Origin of the sequence: Alkalihalobacillus alcalophilus ATCC 27647 = CGMCC 1.3604, from assembly GCF_000292245.2 — a bacterium.
In the GTDB taxonomy this organism is placed as follows: domain Bacteria; phylum Bacillota; class Bacilli; order Bacillales; family Bacillaceae_D; genus Alkalihalobacillus; species Alkalihalobacillus alcalophilus.
This window is the reverse complement of record NZ_ALPT02000003.1, coordinates 62,439-83,405: the sequence shown is the minus strand read 5'-3', so window position 1 is coordinate 83,405 and position 20,967 is coordinate 62,439. Positions and strand designations below refer to the sequence as shown.

The following is a 20,967-nucleotide window of genomic DNA, read 5'->3' as shown; positions in this document are numbered from 1 at the left end:
TCGTGAAGGGGAGATAGAAATGAATAGTAAAGAAAAAATGTTGAGTGGTGAGCTGTACGATCCGACAGAAAATGAATTAATGAGTGAACAACAGAAGTGGAATGAGCTATTATATGCTTTTAATCAAACGAGACCCTCTGAATCTGCTAAACGTGAAAGTTTATTAAAAAAGCTATTAGCGGAATGTGGGGATGATTGTTATGTAGAGCCTCCTTTAAGGGCGAATTGGGGATCAAATACACATTTCGGAAATGGTGTTTACGCTAATTTTAACTTAACGCTTGTCGACGATGCACCTGTTTATGTAGGAAATGATGTGATGTTTGGACCGAATGTTACGATTGCTACTGCTGGTCATCCGATTGATCCTGATTTGAGAAAGATGAAAATGCAATTCAACTTAGCTGTTACTATTAAAGATAACGTGTGGATTGGAGCAAATTCTGTTGTACTTCCAGGAATCACGATTGGTGAGAATTCGGTTATTGGTGCAGGAAGTGTGGTCACAAAAGACATACCAGCCAATGTCGTAGCCGTTGGAAATCCTTGTAAGGTGCTACGGGAGATTGGCGAACGAGATAAGGTATATTACCATAAGGATAGAAAGATTAATAAGTAACTATGTATAGGCATTTCTAAAATGTTGGAGGTTGTTCAATCTCTACTATATAAAATTAAAATGGCAAGTATAGAGCTAACCTCTATGCCTGCCATTTTAGTTTTACGAGTAACAAATCGTTTTATGCTAGTTCCGGAGCATCACTAGGGCCAGTTTGATAATTGAGAAGCTTTTCACGGGTTTCATTAGTTAAGGGTGTTGATTTTTTTGTATCAAAATTGTAACAAGCCAATATTGCTTTTCCACGTGCAACCCAGTTTTTATCCTCATCTTGTATCGCATGTTCGACATCAAAACTTGAGTTTCCAAGTCGGCTTACCCACGTGTAAACGGTGAGCCGTTGGCCATAGACAACTTCATGTAAATAATCACATTTGGTAGAAGCTAATATCAAATTCCAAGAACGGATTTCTAAAGAAGGGTTAAATATTTGAAAAAGTCCTTTTCTTCCTTCTTCAAAATAGGTAAAGTATGTAGCGTTGTTCACATGACCTAAAGAGTCACAATCATTGAATCGGACGATAATGTCAGTTTTAAACATCTCAACAGCTCCTTTTAGTAGGTATGTATTTTAGTAATAAATTGATTGTTCACATTATTTTAACATGAAAGACTATTTTTACTAGGTGGTTATGAATGAGGATTCTTATACCTGATAAGAATAGTGAAGAGCTTCTGAATTGTTAGTAGTTGCTTTTCACTTTGAGTTTTTGAGATAGCTACTTGAGAGAGTGTTAAGGGATGTGTTAGTTTAATGAATAAATGTTTTTTTATGGTATTATAGGTGCTGTAGAGTAATTAGTGAGAAGGCTATTTTGGGATTTTAGAAGAGACGTATAGGAGGACGACAATGAATACGAGAGAAAATGTTAAGGTGACGGAATTAATTGAAGAGCTCCCAGAACATACTCAGGAAATAACGCTAAGTTTGAGAAAGATTATATGGGAGGCATCGCCTGAACTAGTGGAAGAAGTGAAATGGTCAAAACCAAGTTATGCACAAGGTGGACTTGTTTGTTACTTAGCACCTGCCAAAAACCATGTAAACCTTGGCCTTTACCAAGGTTCAAAACTTAATGACAAGGAAGGGGTACTTCAAGGAACGGGAAAAGATATGCGTCATATCCAGGTGAAAAAAGTAGAGGATATAAGAGCGGATTTGTATAATTCTCTCATTCAAGAAGCGATAGAACTGAATAAATAATGACAAGTTAATGGGCTTCAGGTACAGGGTCACTAATATTTTTATAATTATAGTCTGTTCTCTGTGTAACTTAAAGAGTCTTTTATTTTTGACAGCGGTGCGAACCTATAGCAAACATAAAATACCTAGTAGATTCGCACTGAAAAAAGACAGTATTATGTGAAAATATGTGCGTAATCGAGTGGGGAATTGCTGTATTGTAGTAATAAGAGAAAGTTTTTTATATATTTGAGTGGTTTTGAGCGTTATTTAGTCAAAAATCGTAGTCGCACTCTATATGGGTGCGTGGATTGAAATTACAAAACAATCAATCAAACGAGACAAGCAAGCAAGTCGCACTCTATATGGGTGCGTGGATTGAAATTTAACGGTTTTATTCTTCTCGTTTTTTTCAATTTGTCGCACTCTATATGGGTGCGTGGATTGAAATCCATATTTAAGGTCAATAACGTCAATCGTTTCGTCGTCGCACTCTATATGGGTGCGTGGATTGAAATTCTAATGTTGAGTATGATTTCAGCCACATTTACGGTCGCACTCTATATGGGTGCGTGGATTGAAATAATCACCGCGTCAGCCTTGCCTATCGCATCATAGTCGCACTCTATATGGGTGCGTGGATTGAAATACCGATACAAAATTTAATAACTAATGGTGACTTTAGGTCGCACTCTATATGGGTGCGTGGATTGAAATACAATCACCATTAGGAGTGCTAGTACTGAAAATAGTCGCACTCTATATGGGTGCGTGGATTGAAATCATTAAAAAACCTCCTTATCGATTTAATATTAACGTCGCACTCTATATGGGTGCGTGGATTGAAATATTTAAGAAGTCGTCTAGTCGTTTATTAGCTACAGTCGCACTTTATATGGCGTGCTTGCCTATGAAACTTCTGTCGCATTATATATAGGAGGTGAGTAACTTATGGAAAAAATCTTGGAACAAAATCGTGAAGAAAAAGAATGGACGCTTATCATCGTTACTTTAATTTCATTCCTGACCTTTAAAAAAGTGAACAAAGTAGAGCGAATGAAAGAGAAGTTAAAAGCTGAATTAAATAGGAAGTAAATTCGACAGGTGACAGTTGATCTTGTCGAAATTTCACGGCTCTGATTCGCTGGCTTTTGGCTTCATTGCGGCTCTATGATTCTCTTTGCCCCTCCCAATTCTCTCGCTTTGGCTTCAATGACTTCCAAAATCCACTCCTGCCCCTCTCCACCCGCAAAAAAAGAGGTAGTTCGACAAGTGCCCCTATCGAATTCTGAAAATGAATCGAATATTTATTCATTTCTCTTTACTCTCCTTCGTTTTGTGAGAAAATAAAGGGAGTTTGAAGATGGGAGATTCTTTTATGAACCGTAAAATAATCATTATATTTATATATTTATTAGTGGCTTTATCTATTTTTGTATATGGAGAAGGGCTGCTTGTTTGGTTACAAGAGGGTGGAACGCAATTTGTCTTGTTAACGATGGTGTTGGCTACATTGTTTGCCCTATTTCCAATTATTCCGTATCCGATCATCGGAGCGTTATTAGGAGCAGCTTATGGTGGAGTTTTAGGAAGCGCGGTCACGTGGATTGGTTCTTCACTTGCTTCTATTATAATGTTTGTTTTTGTCCGATATGGATATCAGGATTGGGGAATTCAGCTTTTGAATCGGTATCGTTCATTAGCAAAAGTGACGAGGCTTTTTGAACAAAATGCTTTTATGACGATTTTTATGACACGATTAATCCCAGTCATTCCATCCATTATCGTCAATATCTACTCTGCCCTAAGCAGAGTACGGTTTCTATCCTATGCGATTGCTTCATCCTTAGGGAAAGTTCCGGCGATGATCTTGTTTGCAACGGTTGGAAATTCCTTTGTTCATAATCCCAGTCAAATTTTATTAATAGCTGGAGCCTATGCCGTTTTCTTAGCGATCGTATATAGTTGCTATCGTCTTTGGCAAAAAGCAGCAGTGAAAACAGAAGAGCTTCCTAAATTATAGGGGCTCTTTTTTAGTAGAGAAGAAATGAATTTAATTAATATACGGATGAATGACACCTCCAATTGTTAGGACAACAATTGGAGGTGTTTTTTTCTATTTGAGGTTTATCACTATTTTTTATATAGTTTTGCCTCTAATTAATCCGGTTTTTTGGTTATTTTGCCTATGTTATTTTTAATATGAAAGCGTTTTAATTCAGTGCTGTAAAAGGAGGCTTTAGCTACTTTAGATGGTAGAAAGAATTTTGTTATCACTCTTTTTGTTTTGTCAGTGTGATAGTTAATAGTAAAAGGAGGATATTTGGAGAATGAATGTAATGGAAAAGATTAGTAGGAAAAGACTCCTTTGGAAGACTAGCATGATCATATTAGCATCGGTACTTGTCGTAAGTATGTTTTTGGTGGAAACAAGTTTTGCATTCAATGAAGACAAACAAGAGATGGATATTCAACAATATGTACAAGAGATGCAACCAGGATGGAATTTAGGAAATACATTTGATGCAGTTGGTAAGGATGAAACAGCATGGGGAAATCCATTTGTATCAAAGGAATTAATCAAAGAGATTGCCGCTCAAGGATTTAAAAGTATTCGAATTCCTCTAACGTTTGATCAGCGTATGGCTGAAGGGCATGATTATACAATTAAGGAGGATTTTCTTAATAGAGTTACACAAGCAGTTGACTGGTCTTTAGAGGAAGGTTTATATGTCATGATTAATGTACATCATGACTCTTGGATTTGGTTAGAGTCTGGTATGTATGAAGAATATGATGAGTCCTTCGCTCGTTTTCAAGAGATTTGGCAGCAATTATCTGCTCATTTTAAAGATTATCCGCTAGAACTGATGTTTGAGAGTATTAACGAACCAAGGTTTTGGGGGACAGAGGAAGAAAAAAGAGGCTTTCTATATGATCTAAACACTTCATTTTATGACATTGTTCGAGAATCGGGTGGTCATAATGATATACGCCCATTGGTTTTACCGACCTTAGATTCGAGTCCAGATCATATAGAGGAATTAGAGCATTTATATGAAACGATTATCGAACTAGATGATCCCTATTTAATTTCTACCGTTCACTTTTATGGATTTTGGCCATTTAGTGTGAATGTGGCCGGCCATACTCATTTTGATAATGAAGCAAAAAATCATATTATGGAGACATTTGATCGGGTAGCAGATAGATTTACAGCCAATGGTATTCCAGTTGTATTAGGAGAATATGGTTTATTAGGGTTTGATACACATACAGGAGTCGTTCAGCAAGGAGAAAAATTGAAGTTTTTTGAATTTATGATTCATTATGCACAAGAGAAAGAAATAACCCATATGCTTTGGGACAACGGTCAACACTTTGGACGTACGACGTTTGAATGGGCCGATCAAGAGCTCTATGACATGATGAGGGCTAGTTGGGAAACTCGTTCTGCCACAGCCGAAGCAAATTTTATTTATTTACAATCGGGAGAGGACATAGAGGATAGAAGCCTGGAACTTAATCTGAATGGAAATGAATTTGTGTCTTTACTTTTGGAAGGGCAACCATTGATAGAAGGAGAAGATTATGTATTAAATGGTCAACAGTTAATCGTAAAAGCCAATTTGTTAGAAGAGCTAACGTCAGCTGACTCATTAGGTGAGAATGCTGTCTTAACAGCGACGTTTAATCAAGGGGCTGATTGGTATTTTAAGGTCATTACGTATGATATTCCTGTTTTGGAGAATTCAGAAGGTAACACAAGTGATTATGTCATTCCTGCTCAATTTAATGGTGATGCCCTACAAACAATGGAAGCGATTTATCCAGATGGAAGTGCAGCTGGACCACATAATTGGACGACGTTTAAAGAATTTGGCTATGCTTTTTCACCAGATTATGAAAAGGATGAAATCAGTTTTCCTTATGGTCGTTTTTTCGATGAATTAAATGATGGGGACGTAAATCTTACCTTCTATTTTTGGAGTGGAGAGTCCTTAAGTTATCAACTTACAAAAAAGGGTGATGAGATTGTCGGTGTTTTTGTTCCAGAGGATGAAGAGACGCCAACAGAACCTGAAGAAGAAAATCCATTACCAGATGATTTAGAGGAAGAAAATGATTCAGTTGAAGAAGATAAAAAAGAGGAGCAAATCAAAGAATTACAACAGAAAGTAAATGAATTGCAAGAACAAATTAGTTATCTACTCAGTCAAATCGAAAGTTTAGATGTGACAGCTGAAATCTCTGAAATAAAAAGTAAACTGAAGGAGTTTGAAAGATTTCTGGAGGAAGAGCTGAACAGTTTGGAATTTGCTTTAGCTTTAAAACGTATTCAAGAAATCGAAAGTGAACTAAATAAGTTAAAAACAATCATCGAGGAATGGCAGAAAGAGAAGGAAAAAGAAGAAGAACTTGCCTCAACTATTAACAATGAAGATGAAGGTTCTAGTGGAGGAGGAGCAGTAGACAAAAAGGGTGGGGACATTCTGCCAAATACGGCTACGAATGTATTTAATTACCTTCTGCTTGGAGGACTATTGTTTTTGTTAGGAGCCGCACTTACTGTTTACTTAAAAAGGAGACAATCGTTTGAAATGTAGGGAAAAGGAGCTTCCAAGGTTATGAGACTTGGAAGCCAACTATCTCTATCTAATTAAAAGTAGGACATTAACATTGGAGGTTAAATAAATGATAAGTCGTAAACTCCCGAAGGTTTGGTATGGTGGTGATTATAATCCTGAACAGTGGGATGACCCTGCTGTATGGGAAGAAGATATTCGAATGTTTAAAAAAGCAGGGATTGATATAGTGACTCTGAATGTGTTTTCTTGGGCGCTTAATCAGCCTAATGAAGACATTTATCGTTTTACAAATTTAGATGCTCATATTAATAGACTTTATGAACAAGGGATTTATACATGTTTAGCTACGAGTACTGCTGCTCATCCCGCTTGGATGGCTAAGAAGTACCCTGACGTACGACGAGTTGATTTTTATGGAAGAAAAAGAACATTTGGAGGTAGACATAACTCTTGTCCGAACAGTCCTACTTATCGAGAGTATTCAGAAAAAATGGCCGATAAATTAGGCGAAAGATATAAAGAGCATCCAGCTGTTTTAATTTGGCATGTTTCAAATGAATATGGGGGTTACTGTTATTGTGAAAATTGTACGAATGGTTTTCAGCGATGGTTACAGAAAAAATATGGGAGTTTAGAGAAGCTAAACCAAACATGGAATACGAGATTTTGGGGACATACCTTTTATGAATGGGACGAAATTGTCGTTCCAAATGCTTTAAGTGAAGAAGGCGAAGGGAATGTGAGTGCTTTTCAAGGGATTTCATTAGACTATCGAATTTTTCAATCTGAAAGTTTATTAGAGTGTTATAAATTGGAACATAACGCTTTAAAAAAACATACACCTGATATTCCGGTTACGACCAATTTAATGGGGACCTATCCAGAGTTGGATTATTTTAAGTGGGGAAAAGAAATGGATGTCATTTCATGGGATAGTTATCCAGGGATTGATACACCGGTCAGTCTGACAGCGATGACCCATGATTTGATGCGTGGATTGAAAGATGGTCAACCATTTATGTTAATGGAACAAACGCCGAGCCAACAAAATTGGCAACCGTATAATGCCTTAAAGCGTCCAGGGGTGATGAGGTTATGGAGTTATCAAGCGATGGCTCATGGGGCAGATACGATCATGTTTTTTCAATTAAGACGTTCTATCGGTGCTTGTGAAAAATTCCATGGTGCTGTGATTGAACATGTTGGACATGAGCACACGAGGGTTTTTAGGGAAACAGCTGACTTAGGAAAAGAGTTACAGCAGTTATCAGATGTTTTTATCGATTCGAGGACCGAGGCAAAGGTAGCGATTGTTTATGACTGGGAAAATCGTTGGGCGATTGAGTTATCGAGTGGACCTTCTGGGTCGTTAGATTATGTTAAAGAGGTACATAAATATTATGCCGCACTGTATGAGTTAAACATTCCAGTTGATATAGTTAGCACAGAGGATGACCTTAGTAAATATGACCTTGTTATAGCTCCTGTTTTATATATGGTAAAAAAAGATTATCACCAAAAATTAGAATCATTTGTTGAAAAAGGAGGAACGTTTATTACCACCTTTTTTAGTGGAATTGTCGATGAACATGACCTAGTTACGTTAGGAGGCTATCCAGGGAAGCTTCGAAAGTTGTTAGGGATTTGGGTTGAAGAAATTGATGCTCTTGATCCGAGTCATTTTAATCAAATCGTCATGAAGGAAAAGTGGGGAAGGCTAGAAGGTCAGTTTGATTGTAATCTTCTCTTTGACATTATTCATACAGAAGGTGCCGATATAATAGCAGAATATGGCTCAGAGTTTTATCAAGGTTTACCGGTCGTTACGGCCAATAATTATGGGAATGGAAAAGCGATTTATGTTGGTTCAAGTGGGGAGCAGGCTTTTATAAATGGTCTTATTGAAAACTTGTGTCAAGAAAAAGAGATAACTTCCCTTCTAGTTACACCGAGTGGGGTTGAAGTAACTGAGAGAAGTAAAGAAGGAAGAGCCGTTTTATTTGTTTTAAATCATAATGACATTGAGACTTCATTCGAGGTGAAGGAAGAGTTCGTTGACCTTTTAACGGGAAGTGAGATATCAGGAACGGTACAGTTAAGAGAACAAGGAGTCATGTTATTAGAAAAAATAAACAAATGAATCTTAGGCACTTCAAATTTCTATTTAAAACAGCCGGATATTAAAATTTACAATTTGCTCGAACAAAGGAGTTGAGGTAACGTGATTAAAAAAGAAGTGAACACTGAAATTCCGGCGAGAGGATTGGTAAGTGAAAGAGCGGCAGAACGGTGGGAGGAGGCATTAGTAACAGGGAATGGCAAAATGGGTGCTTTAATATATGGTCAACCATTAAATGAAACGATTATCCTTAATCATGAGAAGTTATATGAGCCATTTCATGAAGATGTTGTTCAAAATAATCATATAGCCCCATACCTAGGTGAAATTAGGGAAAGGATGAAAAAAGGAAAATTTAGAGATGCAGCGGCCTTATTTGCGGATAAATCTGGTCATTCTCTCCTTTGGACGGATGCCTATCATCCCGCATATGCACTAAAATGGAATCAATCCGAGCAAGGAGTTATTGAAAACTATCGTCGCTCAGTTGATTTTGAAACTGGAGAGGTGAAAGTAAGCTGGGAAGATGAACGAGGGGGCTACGAACGAAACTTATTTATTTCACGAGCGGATGATGTGACCATTCTTCAGATGAAGGCAATCGGGGATGGGAAGTTAAATGGTGAGCTTTTGCTCGATGATTTAATTCATGAGGGCAGTGGAACGTATAAAGTGATGACCGACGGAGCCCATCTATCCTTTGCTTGTAAATATACCGTCTCCCAAAAAGGGTATGTGGGAAGTTCGTATATTTTGTTAAAAGGGGAAAAAGGAAATATTAGTTCAGAGAATGAGCGTTTTATCATTGAAGAGGCGAATGAGATTATCGTATTTACTGAAATTATTCCGCTGAGTGATCATCAAAAGGAAGAAACAGAACAGTTAAATAAGCTCAAATCAAAACTTTTGACATTAGCAGAAACCGAATATATTGACTTATTAAAAAAACATGAACAGCTTCATAGAGAGATGTTTAATCGAATGAGTTTGTCTATTGGTCCTCCAGATGAAGGTGATGTGACGACCGAGTCATTGCTTTTCAATCAGAGCCAAGAGCTGGACCAGCGCCTTTTACAAAAGATGTTTGATATGGGACGGTACGTATTCATTTGTTCCTCAGGTGATTATCCTCCTAATTTAGTTGGATTATGGACAGGAGGTTGGCGTCCGCCTTGGAGTGGGGATTTTACAACAGATGCCAATGTCAATTTAGCGGTTTCAAGTGGTGGGATTGGAAATATGCGAGAAGCATTGGAAGGTTATTTTCATCTTATTGAAAAAATTTCTCCAGATTGGAAAATAAATGCGCAAGTCCTATATGGCTGTAGAGGTTTTTTAGCAGGTTCTAAAACAGATGGCAATCATAATATTCATACCCATTTTAATGTTGATTGGCCATTAGGTTTTTGGACGGCGGGGGCACAATGGTTAGTTATGCCCTTTTTTGAATGGTTTCAAATAAGCGATGATAAAGAGTTCTTTGTTCAAAGAGCACTGCCTTTAATGAAAGAAATTGCTCTGTTTTATGAAGATTTTTTAACGGAAGAAGATGAAAATGGAAAAAGCCTATTTATCCCCTCTTATTCGCCAGAAAATACGCCAATTATTTCACAAGAATTACTTCAGCAAGGCTGGCAAACAAGTCAAGCTTCTATAAATGCAACGATGGATATCGCTGTGGCTAAAGAGCTTTTGACAAACTTAATCCAAACATGTGTTGAACTTCAAATAGAGCATGAAAATATTAGGAAGTGGAAAAAACAACTTGAGAAACTTCCAGATTATATGATTAATGAAGATGGGGCATTAAAAGAATGGATTCATAAAGACTTACATGATCAATATGATCATCGCCATATATCTCACTTGTATCCTGTATGGCCAGGTCATGAGATTACTCCAGAATTAACGCCCCAACTATTTAAGGCAGCAGAAAAAGCTCTCAAATTGAGGGAAAGAGAAAATTATTCTGCTCATGGGGTGATGCACTGTGGCATTGTAGCGGCTCGGTTAAAAAATAAAGCGGTCGTGAGGGAAAATTTAAAGCTACTTTTAGAAGGGGACTATATTTATTCTAGTTTAGTTACTTCCCATAACCCAAATCGTGAAATTTATAATGTTGATGCAAATTGTAGTGTGCCAACATTAGTATTGGAAATGCTTGTTTATTCATATCCAGGTCGGATTGAGCTATTACCAGCTCTTCCAGAAGAGATTACAAAAGGTTGTTTAACAGGTGCACTTACTCGAACCGCTGTAGACATAAATAGATTAGAGTGGGATCTAGAAATGAAAAAAATGAAAGTGGTTCTCCAATCTAAAAAGAATCAGCAAGTGGAGATAAGAATAAGAGAAGGTCTGACGAGTGTTTCTAGTAATCATCCCGACTTAGTTCATTTAGACGATCAAACTCATGTCATTGTGACCCTATTAGAAAATGAGCCATTAGAAATAAATATCGATTTATAAGAGAGAAAAGCCGGTCCAATTAAAAGTAATTTTATAATTGGACGGTTTTTTGTTTGTCATGTCAAATTTTTATATGATTTTTTTTGAAATTCTTGCAGTATATTTTTAGACCTATCTAATATAAAATGAAAGAAAATATCGATTTTACAGATAAATGAAAGCGTTTTCCATCAGAAATTAACTACATTGGAGCTCACTTATGAAGAAATTCTTTCTCAAGAAAGTGAATAATATGAAACTAAGAAATAAGTTGATTTTTTCTTTTCTAGTAGTTGTTTTTATTCCTGTTCTGATCGTGGGTCTGTTTTTAACGTCTGAATTACGGAAGATGGCTTTAGATAGTACTCTTGAGCAAACGGTTTCAGATATGACAAGAATAAAAGCGAGAATTTCTGATGCATTGGTCCCGCCTACTTATGTATCTAACGCTCTTCTTGTTGATCAACGTTTAAAAGACATCGTTAATACAAATTATGATACTGTCTATGATGTAGTAGAAGCTTATCGAAATTTTACTTATTTTGAAAATAATATTCGTTATTATAATGAAATTGAAAATATTCGATTTTACGTAAATAATGATTCGATGTTAAATAATTGGAGATTTATTCCCGTTAAAGAGGAAATTTTAAATAATGAGTGGTACCAAGAAGCGATCGCAAATAGTGGATTAATGAGCTGGGGGATTGTAGAGGATGAAATAAGAGGGATTAAGAATAATTTTAGCATTACAAGAATGATACATTTTGCAGAATTTAATACGTACGGTGTTTTAGCGGTGGATATGAATACAAATTATCTTAACTTTATTCTGTCCCAAGAAAGTCTGCCTATTTTATTTTTAGATGCTAATAATAATATCGTGGCTACGAATGCAAGTGAGTTAATAGGAAATAATCTCGAGGATATCACAATATCTCCCAAGTTGATAAATGGTGATTTGGGAACATTTCAAGATGTTGTTTTTAATGATCCTTCTCATATTATGGTAGATGCTATTAGGGTCCCAAATAGTGTGAATGACTTAAGAATTGTTTCGATCATTCCGGATGCTCACATTATGGAAGGAGCTAATAAGTTACAGAGATTAGGTTTTGTGGTGATTTCGGTTAGTATCATTATTGCTCTATTTTTAATCTATGGTGTCTCACACTTAATTTCGAAACGAATATCGATATTGAGTAAACAAATTCAAACGGTAGCAATGGGGAATTTATCGACTTATGCTCAAGTTGAAGGGGAAGATGAAATCGGAAAATTGTCGACTGAGTTTAATCGGATGACGATAAGTATTAAGGAGCTTTTAGAGGAAGTTGAACAAAAGAATCGGGAAAAAAATGTCTTAGAAAAAAGACAAAATGAAATGAAGTTAAAAATGTTAGCGAGTCAAATTAATCCTCATTTTCTATTCAATACGTTAGAAACAATACGGATGAAAACCCTTTTAAAAGGTGAAAAGGAAATTGCCCATGTAGTAAAAAGATTAGGAAAATTATTGCGTATCAGCTTAGAGGTTGGAGGGAAAATGGTTCCGTTAAAGCAAGAAATTGATATGGTTACAGCTTATTTAGAAATTCAAAATTTCCGTTTTGATGAACGTCTCGAATATGAATTAAATATAGATTCAGAGTCTCTTAATATTGAGATTCCACCATTAATCATCCAGCCGTTAGTGGAAAATGCGGTTATTCATGGACTAGAACGTAAGCTTGAAGGTGGTAAAATTGTTGTCGAGACGAAAATTAGAGGGGGCGATCTCCTTGTACAAGTTATCGACAATGGCATCGGAATATCAGAGAATAAAAAAGAAGAAATCTTCTTCGCATTAACAGAAGATAACATGGAAGAGGAGAATAGGATTGGATTAAAGAATGTCCATGAACGGATTTTATTAACCTATAACACGGGGAAAGGGCTGGTTATTTTTAGTGAAGAAGAAAAAGGGACGAGAATTTCTTTTACGATTCCATTAAAGAGAGCTTAAAGAAATGAAGTAAACTTATCAATAATTCTTTTATATGTGAGATAACTTATTGGAAAATGTCACTAGATTGATTCTAAAATAGAGGTGGTTTTCATGTATAAAGTATTAATTGTAGATGATGAAACGACAGTTAGGGAAGGTTTAAAAGTGGTTATACCTTGGGAAGCCTATGGTTTTCAGGTAGTAGCATTAGCCCAAGATGGTCAAAGTGCCTTGAATATGTGTAGAGATGAAGAATATCATTTGATTATTTCTGATATTCGGATGGTTGGCATGGATGGACTTCAGTTAATTGAGAATATTCGAGAGTTTAATAAAAGAATACAATGTTTAATCTTAACAGGATATGCAGATTTCAATTATGCGAAAAAAGCGATTCAACACAATGTAGCCGGGTATTTACTAAAGCCAATCGATGAAGAGGATTTAATAGATGCGTTAGTGGAGATAAAGAAAGAATTAGATAAAGAGAATACGGTTCAAGAACTAACTTTAATTGAAAAAGAGCGAAAACGAGAGAGGTTTATTTTATCTAATGTCTTGAATAGTACGTACGATAAAATGACTGCTGAGAGAAAACGCTTAGCCAAAGAATTCGAAATGGTCTGGGATAAATACCAAGTTCTATTAATTCAAATAGAAGAGAAAAGACTTGAGATATTTCAGGTTTTGACGATCAAAGAGCAAATAAAGGATTTAGTCATTCATGACAAAGAGGCTAGTATCTTTTTACATGAAACTTATTTAGGGATTATTATTAATTGCAATATTTATAAACGGAGTGTTATTGAAAATCTTTATAAAAAAATTAGCGATATAATGAAAAGAAGTGATATTAGCTATACCGTTGCTTTAGGAACTTGTGTGGATTCGTTATGTGAAATTAAAGATTCCTATCATACAGCTTTAACTTTAATTGAAAAGAAGTTTTTCTTTCCTCAGGATCGGATGCTCATAAAGGGTCAGGAATTAATTAAACGACAAAATGAAAGAGCATCCACTCAGCTGACAGACATTATTGATCGAGTTTATATGGCGATAGAGGTTGGGGAACTTGAATTGGTAGAGCCGGCATTGTCTGAAATCTTTCATTTAATCGATCATCCTTATTCCGAAGAACATATAAAAAAGAATTATGTTTATGTGCTAACGATTGTTATGAATAAACTTCAAAAGGAAAAGCCAGATAAAGAAATGTTTATTTCCAATACATCTGAGAAAATATTGGAGATTTATCAATTGGGGAATTATCAGAAATTACAGTGTTTTGTTAATTTAATAATGGATGAGATTGATCGGGAATTTAAATACGATCAGGCGGATGATCAATTAAAAAAATTATTAGTATTAATTGATAATAATTACCATGAGAATTTAAAACTAGAAAAACTTGCGAGACTTTTTAATTATAATAGTGCTTATTTAGGAAAGTTGTTTAAAAGTCATACGGGAGAATATTTTAATACGTATTTAGATAAAGTAAGAATAAAAAACGCGAAACGATTACTATTAGAAGGACTCAAAGTGTATCGAGTTGCTGAGCTAGTCGGCTATAATAATGTAGATTATTTTCATAGTAAGTTTAAAAAATATGTCGGACTATCGCCGTCCACCTATCGGCGAAAAGAGAAAAATAACGTATAACGAACCTCTTATTTATTAAGAGGTTTTTTGTTATCCAATCTAAGTACAAGAGATAATAGTTTGATTTTATAAATCGATTAAATCCCTTATAAAACAGTGGTGTAAGCGACTTCATGTTCCAATTATTATATGATTTTAGTAGTAATCATTTGGGTATTTGAAACGCTTTAAATTAGCTATGATAGAAGAGTAAAGAGGGAGGGATTACATTGAAAATATCGGTCGAGTCACAACAATCAAAAGTTGTTATTCCAAAGAAAAAAAACTTTTGGGAGACAATGAAGAAACAAAAAATCTTGTACCTAATGTCAATTCCAGTCGTTATATATGTATTAATTTTTAATTATCTTCCGGTTTGGGGCTGGACGATGGCTTTTCAAGATTTCAGGCCAGGAAGATCGTTTTATGAACAGGAATGGGTAGGGTTTGCTCATTTTATTGAACTATTTAATGATCCCCATTTTTATTTAGTTTTACGTAATACGATAGCAATGAGTGTGTTGTTATTAGTCGCTGGTTTTACGATCCCGATTGTTTTTGCCGTTTTATTAAATGAATTGAAAGACTCCATATTTAAAAGATCCGTCCAAACGATTTCTTATTTACCTCACTTCGTCTCATGGGTAGTTGTAGCAGGGATCGTAACAAAGATGCTCTCAACGGATGGTGGAATCATTAATGATTTATTAGTAGGTTTGAACATAGTCGACAACCCCATACAGTTTATGGCAAAAGGCGAATGGTTTTGGTATATCGTAACAGCCTCTGATGTTTGGAAACAAATGGGGTGGAACTCTATTATCTTTTTAGCGGCTATGGCTGGTGTTGACCCGCAATTATACGAAGCAGCTAAAGTTGATGGTGCCGGTCGATTTAGACGAATTTGGCATATTACCTTACCTGGAATTCGACCAACCATCTTGGTGATTTTGATTTTATCGATTGGAAATTTAATTAGTATTGGATTTGAAAGACAATTATTATTAGGGAATTCTCTAGTGAGGGAATATTCCGAAGTTTTAGAATTATATGCGTTGAATTATGGAATTGGTATGGGCAGATATTCTTATGGTACAGCCATTAGTATATTTAATGCGATGGTAAGTATTGTTTTATTGTTGATTGCAAACGGGGTATTTAAACGATATTCAAATACGAGCGTTATGTAGTGGAGGTGACAATCGTGAAGAAGAAAAAGGGTTTGAATAGAATGACTCCAGGAGAGAAGCTTTTTGATTATATTAATTATTTGTTTATGGTGATTGTCATTGTCGTCATGCTCTACCCATTTTTAAATGTCCTTGCTATATCGTTAAATGAATCGACGGACACAGTAAGGGGAGGAATTTACATATGGCCAAGGGAATGGACATTTGATAACTATGCGGTTATTCTGCAGTACGATAGTTTGGTTACCGGATTTATCAATTCTGTTTTAAGAACGGTTATTGGGACTGTATTAAGCTTATTTGTTTGTTCGATGGTCGCTTATACTTTGGCGAGAAAAGACTTTCAGGCAAGGCGATTTGTTTCAACAGTTATTGTATTAACAATGTTTTTTAGTGGGGGACTAATTCCAACTTATATGTTGATGCGTGATTTAGGGTTAATTAACACATTTGCGATTTATATATTACCACTTTTAGCGAGTGCGTGGAATATTATCATTATTCGTTCCTTTATGGATACGCTTCCAGCTGCTTTGCAAGAATCAGCTAAAATAGATGGAGCAAACGATTTTACTATTTATTGGAAAATTATTTTGCCTATTTGTAAGCCTGTCTTAGCAACCATTGCCTTATTTATCGCCGTTATGCAATGGAATATGTGGTTCGATACTTATATTTACAATAGTGCGAGCCCTGCATTAACAACCTTACAATATGAATTAATGAAAATTTTACAAAATACGGCCACAAGTGCAGGGATTGATGCTACTCGTGGTGGTCAAGGCGCAGATTTGGTAAGTAGAGTATCACCAGAGTCGGTTCGAATGGCGATTACGATTGTAACCATTGTACCTATCTTACTTGTTTATCCATTTTTACAGAAATACTTTGTAAAAGGTATGACATTAGGGGCAGTAAAGTAATGAAATCGGTAACAGCTCGTTGCTTTTACAAAGGGAACGAGTTGATATACAACGCTTTTTAATAAAGGGAGGGGTATTTTATGATGAGTAAGTACAGAAAAAGGTTTATGTTATTTTTTGTTATCGGTTTATTTTTTAGCTTAGTAGCTTGTAGTGGGGATACTGATACTACAACAGACAATGATAGTGAGACAACTGTGGATGTTGAAATTGATGGTGATTTAGAGCCGATTACGTTTAGCTTGTTTGCTGCAGACAATAATCCAGATTGGGATGGCATGAATTCACCGATTGGGCAAGAGATTTTAAAAGCGACGGGTGTTACGTTAGAAACGGATTATGCAATTGGGGATCCAGCGGAGAGAATCTCTTTGTTTGCTGCTGGTGGAGATTATCCTGACTTTATGTTACCTAAAGGGGATGGCAATCTATTAGTTGAAGCTGGTGCAATGGTAGACTTAAGACCATTAATTGAAGAACACGCACCGAATATTCAAGAAATCTATGGAGAGTATTTAGAACGAATGGTATGGAGTGACGATGATGATTCAATTTATTTTATTGGCACAAATCCAGTAGATGAAGAATATAGAACTCCTGGGAATGGGTTTTGGTTACAACACGCAGTCGTGGAAGAATTAGGTTACCCTGAGATTAATACATTAGAGGATTTTGAGAACGCTATCAGAACGTATTATGAAATGTATCCAGAAATTGATGGTCAACCGACGATTCCATTAACACTTTTAGCAGATGATTGGAGATTACTAATTTCCGTAACAAATCCTGCTTTCTTATCAACAGGTGCTCCTGATGATGGAGAATGGTATATTGACCAAGATACTTATGAAGCGAAATTACACTATAAAAGGCCGGAAGAAAGAGAATATTTCCGCTGGTTAAATCATATGAACGCAGAAGGTTTATTAGACTCTGAAAGCTTTGTTCAGCAAGAAGATCAATATAAATCTAAAATCTCCTCTGGGCGTGTGCTAGGAATGATCGATGCGGAGTGGTCAATTGCTGATACGCAAACAGCCCTACGAGAAGATGGGAAGTTTGAAAGAATGCACGGTGTTTATCCTGTAACGTTAGATGAAACTTATAAGCATGGGAACTTTAAACCTACTGGATATCTTTCAACATGGGGAATCGGAATTACTGTCGATAATCCAGATCCGGTACGTGCGATTCAATTTCTCGACTGGATGGCTAGCGAAGAAGCTCAAATTTTAAACAATTGGGGAATTGAAGGAGAGCATTATCAAGTTGATGAAGAGGGCAACCGTTATTTAACAGAAGAACAACGAGAAGAGCGTCGAGCTGATAGCACATTTAATGAAAGAACGGGAATTAATGTATTTAAAGCTTACGGTCCTCATTATGGAAACGGTGTCTTAGACTCATCAGGACAACCGTTTACGATTAATACACCAGAAACATTAATTGAGGATTATACAGCGGTAGAAAAAGAAGTTTTAGCTGCTTATGGAGCAGAAATTTGGAAGGATTTATTCCCACAAGAGGATGAATTCCGACCAAGACCATACGGTGCTGCATGGGAAATTAATTATGGTGCTAATTCACCAATTGCTGTACCATTCCAACGTGCACAAGATGTTATGTTTACGAGAATCCCACAGGTCATTTTAGCAAGACCAGATCAGTTTGATGAAATTTATGATCAGTTTATGGATGAAATTAGTACGGATGCAATTGAAGAAGCGGAAAGGGAATTTACTAATCTTGTTCGTAACCGAGTTGAGCTTTGGGGAGGGAACTAATCTCGCAGAAAGCTTGAGACTTAAGCTTTTATAATAGAGGCCTTTTGAATGCTTGTTATGAGATGTGAATTCGTAACAAGCATTCTCTTAAAAAGGTGAAACGAGACATTATTTAATCGAGAGCGTTGTTAAGGATAAGGAGTGCATAACGATGAAATTTACAGATGGCAATTGGCTTACAAGAGAAGGGTTTGAACTGATTACGCCTGTTCAACTTTTTAAAGCAACATATGATGAAACAACTTTAAAAGCACTAGTAGCTCCACAAGATCTTACAAATCGTGGGGCACAATTGGATTTACCATTACTCACTGTTGAATATTCTTCACCTATCGCTGATGTAATTCGTGTAAAGATCGTTCACCATAAAGGGGTAAAGCCACGTTCTCCCGAATTCCCGATTCATGATCAAAGAAATCACATAAATGTAACAGAAAATGACGATGAGCTCTCATTATCAAGTGGAAACTTAACAGTGAAAATGAAGAAAACAGGTGGTTGGGGGGCCGAGTATTTATATGACGGAGAATTAATAACTGGTAGCGGTTATAAAGGGATGGCTCATATAACGGATTCTACAAAAAAGACTTATATGCGAGAAGAGCTAGGTATATCGGTTGGTGAAAATTTGTATGGACTTGGGGAACGTTTTACACCTTTTATTAAAAACGGACAAGTAGTTGACACTTGGAATAAAGACGGGGGAACGAGTACAGAGCAGTCTTATAAAAATATTCCCTTTTATTTATCAAATAAAGGGTACGGAATTTTTGTTAATCATCCAGAAAACGTTTCTTTTGAAATAGGCTCTGAAAAAGTATCTAAAGTTCAATTTAGTGTAGAAGGCGAGTCATTAGAATATTTTATTATTGGTGGTGGTGAACCGAAAAAGGTGTTGGAGAACTATACGGCGTTAACGGGGAAACCAGCTCTTCCTCCAGCATGGTCGTTTGGATTATGGCTAACGACGTCTTTTACAACTAATTATGATGAACAGACCGTTAATCAATTTGTTCAAGGCATGGCCGAGCGAGAGCTCCCATTACATGTTTTTCATTTTGATTGTTTTTGGATGGAAGCATTGAAGTGGTGTGACTTTGAGTGGGATAAAGAGGTATTTCCTGATCCAAAAGGGATGTTACAGCGCTTAAAAGAAAAAGGATTAAAAATATGTGTTTGGATTAATCCATATATTGCTCAACAATCCGATCTCTTTGATGAGGCGGTAGAAAAGGGATATTTATTAAAAAAGAAAATGGTGATGTTTGGCAGTGGGATAAATGGCAGCCAGGGATGGGAATTGTAGATTTCACGAACCCTGAAGCATGCGAATGGTATAACTCTCACTTAAAAAGATTGTTAGACATGGGTGTGGACAGCTTTAAGACGGATTTTGGGGAAAGAATCCCTACAGATGTCGTCTATTATGACAATTCTGATCCAGTGAAGATGCATAATTATTATTCCTATTTATATAATAAAGTTGTTTTTGAGTTATTAGAGGAGCAATTAGGTGTCGGTGAAGCGGCCTTATTTGCCCGCTCATCCACGGCGGGTGGGCAGCAATTTCCAATTCATTGGGGTGGTGATTGTGATGCAACCTATGAGTCGATGGCCGAAAGTCTTCGAGGTGGGTTATCGTTAGGTTTATCTGGATTCGGTTATTGGAGTCATGATATCGGTGGATTTGAAAGTACAGCACCTGCTGATTTGTATAAACGTTGGGCAGCTTTTGGTTTACTTTCTAGTCACAGTCGATTGCATGGGAGCAAATCGTACCGAGTCCCTTGGATTTATGATGAGGAATCTGTTGATGTCATTCGCTTTTTTACGAAATTAAAGTGCTCGCTCATGCCTTATTTATATAATGAAGCCTTTCGTTCGTCTAAGCTTGGAATACCTATGATGCGGGCGATGTTATTAGAATACCCAAGTGATCCTTCATGTGATTATTTGGATCGTCAGTATATGTTAGGGGAGTCCTTACTAGTAGCGCCCGTGTTTAGTGAGAATGGAGTTGTTTCTTATTATTTGCCAAATGGTTCGTGGACCAATTATTTAACGAATGAAGTGATTGAAGGTGGTAAATGGATAAAGGAGCATCATGATTATATGAGTCTACCATTATTTGCTCGTCCTAATTCTATCATTGCAGTTGGTGATACAGATACAAAACCAGATTATGATTATGCCGAGCAAGTAGAGCTTCATGTCTTTCAAATAACGAGTTCAGCAACTTCTATCATTAGAAATCAAAATGGAGAAGAGGAGTTCACAGTTATGATTGAAAAAAGTGAAACTGCTTTAAAAGTGAGGTTTAACCAAGTACCTACTAAACCGTGGAGTATGATTCTTCGAGGGATGGACTCAGTCTCTAGCGCAGAGGGGCTATTCATTGAAAGAACGACATTTGGAGTAAAGTTATCACCAGGGAAAAAGGTTCAAGAGTTTACGATTCAATTGTAAAAGGTGTCTAAAAAATCG

The 20,967-nt window shown here is 36.3% G+C and carries 13 protein-coding genes, 1 pseudogene and 1 CRISPR repeat array; of the genes and pseudogenes, 13 read left to right on the top strand and 1 reads right to left on the bottom strand.

Annotated elements, in window-relative coordinates; all coding sequences use genetic code 11:
* The first annotated feature begins 19 nt into the window (after window positions 1–19).
* On the top strand, window positions 20–619 hold the full coding sequence (locus BALCAV_RS01490) for a sugar O-acetyltransferase (RefSeq protein WP_003321844.1): 600 nt from the start codon (window positions 20–22) through the stop codon (window positions 617–619).
* Between the two features lie 121 nt (window positions 620–740).
* On the opposite strand, the gene BALCAV_RS01485 is transcribed toward BALCAV_RS01490, so the two are convergent.
* Complete coding sequence (locus BALCAV_RS01485) at window positions 741–1,160, bottom strand: acyl-CoA thioesterase (protein ID WP_003321845.1); 420 nt, start codon at window positions 1,158–1,160, stop codon at window positions 741–743.
* A gap of 309 nt (window positions 1,161–1,469) precedes the next feature.
* Here BALCAV_RS01485 and BALCAV_RS01480 point away from each other — a divergent pair, with 309 nt between their 5' ends.
* The 12 genes and pseudogenes from BALCAV_RS01480 to yicI all read left to right on the top strand — a co-directional run bounded on the left by BALCAV_RS01480 (window position 1,470) and on the right by yicI (window position 20,949).
* Entirely contained in the window at window positions 1,470–1,823 is a 354-nt protein-coding gene (locus tag BALCAV_RS01480; protein ID WP_003321846.1) for a DUF1801 domain-containing protein, read from the top strand.
* A gap of 265 nt (window positions 1,824–2,088) precedes the next feature.
* A CRISPR array of direct repeats spans window positions 2,089–2,651; the repeat unit is 32 nt; unit sequence GTCGCACTCTATATGGGTGCGTGGATTGAAAT.
* Between the two features lie 102 nt (window positions 2,652–2,753).
* Window positions 2,754–2,897 (top strand): hypothetical protein, encoded by a 144-nt coding sequence (locus tag BALCAV_RS22500; RefSeq protein ID WP_168771643.1) that lies wholly within the window; start codon window positions 2,754–2,756, stop codon window positions 2,895–2,897.
* Between the two features lie 283 nt (window positions 2,898–3,180).
* Complete coding sequence (locus BALCAV_RS01475; protein WP_040323352.1) at window positions 3,181–3,825, top strand: TVP38/TMEM64 family protein; 645 nt, start codon at window positions 3,181–3,183, stop codon at window positions 3,823–3,825.
* Between the two features lie 358 nt (window positions 3,826–4,183).
* Window positions 4,184–6,409, top strand: a complete 2,226-nt coding sequence (locus BALCAV_RS01470) for a cellulase family glycosylhydrolase (RefSeq protein ID WP_235213059.1) — start codon at window positions 4,184–4,186, stop codon at window positions 6,407–6,409.
* Between the two features lie 88 nt (window positions 6,410–6,497).
* Window positions 6,498–8,531, top strand: coding sequence for a beta-galactosidase (locus BALCAV_RS01465; protein WP_003323035.1), 2,034 nt, complete (start codon window positions 6,498–6,500; stop codon window positions 8,529–8,531).
* A gap of 81 nt (window positions 8,532–8,612) precedes the next feature.
* Window positions 8,613–10,979: a glycosyl hydrolase family 95 catalytic domain-containing protein gene (locus BALCAV_RS01460; protein WP_003323034.1), complete on the top strand. Its 2,367-nt coding sequence runs from the start codon at window positions 8,613–8,615 to the stop codon at window positions 10,977–10,979.
* Window positions 10,980–11,178: 199 nt separating this feature from the next.
* Window positions 11,179–12,963, top strand: coding sequence for a sensor histidine kinase (locus BALCAV_RS01455; RefSeq protein WP_003323033.1), 1,785 nt, complete (start codon window positions 11,179–11,181; stop codon window positions 12,961–12,963).
* 93 nt (window positions 12,964–13,056) lie between these two features.
* A complete protein-coding gene (locus tag BALCAV_RS01450) occupies window positions 13,057–14,607 on the top strand; it encodes a response regulator transcription factor (protein ID WP_003323032.1) in 1,551 nt (516 codons plus the stop codon).
* A 209-nt stretch (window positions 14,608–14,816) separates the two neighbouring features.
* Window positions 14,817–15,776 (top strand): ABC transporter permease, encoded by a 960-nt coding sequence (locus tag BALCAV_RS01445; RefSeq protein WP_003323031.1) that lies wholly within the window; start codon window positions 14,817–14,819, stop codon window positions 15,774–15,776.
* Window positions 15,777–15,817: 41 nt separating this feature from the next.
* Window positions 15,818–16,699, top strand: a complete 882-nt coding sequence (locus tag BALCAV_RS01440) for a carbohydrate ABC transporter permease (RefSeq protein ID WP_040323347.1) — start codon at window positions 15,818–15,820, stop codon at window positions 16,697–16,699.
* An 80-nt stretch (window positions 16,700–16,779) separates the two neighbouring features.
* Entirely contained in the window at window positions 16,780–18,483 is a 1,704-nt protein-coding gene (locus tag BALCAV_RS01435; protein ID WP_003323029.1) for an ABC transporter substrate-binding protein, read from the top strand.
* Between the two features lie 151 nt (window positions 18,484–18,634).
* Window positions 18,635–20,949: pseudogene (gene yicI, locus BALCAV_RS01430) on the top strand (alpha-xylosidase).
* The last annotated feature ends 18 nt before the right edge of the window (window positions 20,950–20,967 follow it).